Raw genomic sequence first — 2,625 nt, 5'->3', positions numbered from 1 at the left:
CTGTGTTTCAACAATAATGCGCCATAAATCAGCCACGACATAATACTGAAGATGGTTTTATGCGTGAAGGTCATGGGTTTGCCGAAAACGGCTTCGGCAAAAAACGTACCGCTAATAACGGAATAGGTCAATAAAATGAAACCTGCCCAAATACCTTGGAACATGAGTTTCTCCAAACTCAATAATGGCGGCAAGAAGCTGACCAATGCGGAAAAACGGCGTTTGTGCAGATTGCGGTCGAGCAAAAGGATCAGGATGGCAAATAAGGTAACGATGCCAAATAGTCCGTATGCAAGCAATGATGATGCGATGTGCGACAGCGGCAATAAGTCTACGATTTGACGGCCTGAAAAATCCCCTGGGAAAAGGAAACCCAACAATAAGGTCAATGCGGCACAGGGATACAATAAGAGTTGCACACCGCGCAGACAATAAAAGAAGCTGCCCAAGCAGTACATCATCAGCATCAGCCAGACTATCAGACTGAGCGAATAGCCAAAACCGGTAATCAATACCCTATCCTGCAATACTGGGAACATCAATGCTGCGCCATGTACCAATAATGCGCCGCTCAAAATCAGCAACTCGGTTTTCAGCGGGTAAGACTTATTATTGTGCTTTTTATGTTGCACCCAGGAAAATGCGCCCAATCCGGCATACACCAGCATAAGGCAGATTAAGACAATCGGCATAAATATCTTTCTCAATAGAGGTGTGAACACTTGACAGACACCCGGCAGGGTTTCAGACGGCCTTGGTGTGCGTATTTGTGTTCTTGAAGCATAACTTCGGACTATCGTGTAAAATAATCCGAATTTTATTTTAACAAAGAATGCCCTGTATTGGGCAGCTATTCTCATTATCAAGGATAAGTATGTTAGACAACCTGACCAACCGCTTCAGCAAGGTACTTAAAAATATTCGCGGCCAATCAACGCTGACCGAAGACAATATTAAAGAAGCCTTGCGCGAGGTTCGTCTTGCCCTGCTGGAAGCCGACGTTGCATTGCCCGTCGTTAAAGAATTCGTCAACACAGTCAAAGAACAGGCCCTCGGTCAAGAAGTCGTCGGCAGCCTGACGCCTGACCAAGCCTTTATCGGCGTGGTCAACCAAGCCTTAATCGAATTGATGGGCAAGGAAAACAAAACGCTGGATTTATCGGTTTCACCGCCTGCCATCGTTTTGATGGCCGGTTTGCAGGGTGCCGGTAAGACAACAACCGTCGGCAAACTCGCCCGCCTGCTGAAAAACGATCAGAAGAAAAAAGTTTTGGTGGTATCTGCCGACGTTTACCGCCCTGCCGCGATTGAACAGCTGCGTCTGTTGGCCGAACAGGTCGGCGTGGACTTTTTCCCATCCGATACCAACCAAAAACCGGTTGAGATTGCAACTGCCGCCGTTGATTACGCCAAAAAACATTTTTACGATGTATTGATGGTCGATACCGCCGGCCGCCTGGCAATCGATGAAGAAATGATGAACGAAATCAAAGCGCTTCATGCCGCGGTCAACCCGGTTGAAACTTTGTTCGTTATTGATGCCATGTTGGGTCAGGATGCGGTGAACACTGCTCAGGCATTTAATGAAGCCCTGCCGCTGACCGGTGTCGTATTGACCAAGATGGACGGCGACTCGCGCGGCGGTGCGGCATTGTCCGTACGCCATGTAACCGGCAAACCGATTAAATTTATCGGCGTCGGCGAGAAAATCAACGGCCTCGAACCTTTCCACCCCGACCGTCTTGCCAGCCGTATCCTCGGCATGGGCGACGTATTGACCCTGATTGAAGATGTCCAAAAAGGTATTGATGAAGAAGCCGCTGCCAAAATGGCGAAAAAGCTGCAAAAAGGCAAAGGCTTTGACCTCAATGACTTTAAAGAACAAATTCAGCAGATGCGCAATATGGGCGGCTTGGAAAACCTGATGTCGAAAATGCCGGGCGAACTGGGCCAAATATCGAAACAAATCCCCGAAGGCACGGCCGAAAAAGCGATGGGCAAAGTGGAAGCCATCATCAACTCAATGACTCCAAAAGAACGAGCCAACCCTGCCCTGCTCAAAGCCAGCCGCAAACGCCGTATTGCAATGGGTGCAGGCACGACCGTGCAGGAAGTAAACAAATTGCTCAAACAGTTTGAACAAATGCAACAAATGATGAAGATGTTCAGCGGCAACGGCTTGGGCAAACTGATGCGTTTGGCCAAAGGCATGAAGGGAATGAAAGGCATGTTCCCAGGTTTGTAAGCCGATTTGACAGAAAACGCCGTCTGAAAAGTTTCAGACGGCGTTTTTGTTTTTACTCTAGCAAGAATTTCTATTCACATATAACTATGAAATCTATTCCTTTTAAGAATTTTCATAGCGTACTGATGCCTCTTCCAACATTTCCCATTGGCCACCACTACCATGGTAGGTTTCGGCACCAAGCCTGAAAACGGCATTGCAGTGCGTACATTGAAAATAATGTACCACAGAATCGTTCCAACCATATATGTCACGATTACCCTGAGAATCAGTATGGGTAATGTAACCGCTATTAGCGATGGTTTTGGCAACATCAAGGCCGGGACCATAAACTTTGTCGTAGGCTGGAGTAATATCGATAAGCGTGCCGTCTGCTAAAC

The 2,625-nt window shown here is 47.4% G+C and carries 3 protein-coding genes; 1 reads left to right on the top strand and 2 read right to left on the bottom strand.

Annotated elements, in window-relative coordinates; genetic code table 11:
- On the bottom strand, nt 1-692 hold a 692-nt coding region (locus Q1M25_RS09455), incomplete at its 3' end, for an inner membrane protein YpjD (protein ID WP_300484060.1).
- Nucleotides 693-874: 182 nt separating this feature from the next.
- Between Q1M25_RS09455 and ffh the strand changes: the two genes are divergently transcribed.
- Entirely contained in the window at nt 875-2,245 is a 1,371-nt protein-coding gene (gene ffh / locus Q1M25_RS09450) for a signal recognition particle protein (protein WP_004520277.1), read from the top strand.
- A 102-nt stretch (nt 2,246-2,347) separates the two neighbouring features.
- Here ffh and Q1M25_RS09445 read toward each other — a convergent pair.
- Nucleotides 2,348-2,625, bottom strand: a 278-nt coding sequence (locus Q1M25_RS09445) for a hypothetical protein (RefSeq protein ID WP_300484057.1), incomplete at its 5' end; no start/stop codon positions are given.

This window comes from uncultured Neisseria sp. (genome assembly GCF_951230505.1).
Classification (GTDB): domain Bacteria; phylum Pseudomonadota; class Gammaproteobacteria; order Burkholderiales; family Neisseriaceae; genus Neisseria.
Note: the sequence above shows the minus strand (reverse complement) of the source record. Positions and strands in the feature narration are given on the sequence as shown.

Excerpts from the sequence above, each read along its gene's own strand:
- ffh (WP_004520277.1), top strand. The coding sequence starts at position 875 with ATGTTAGACAACCTGACCAACCGCTTCAGCAAGGTACTTAAAAATATT.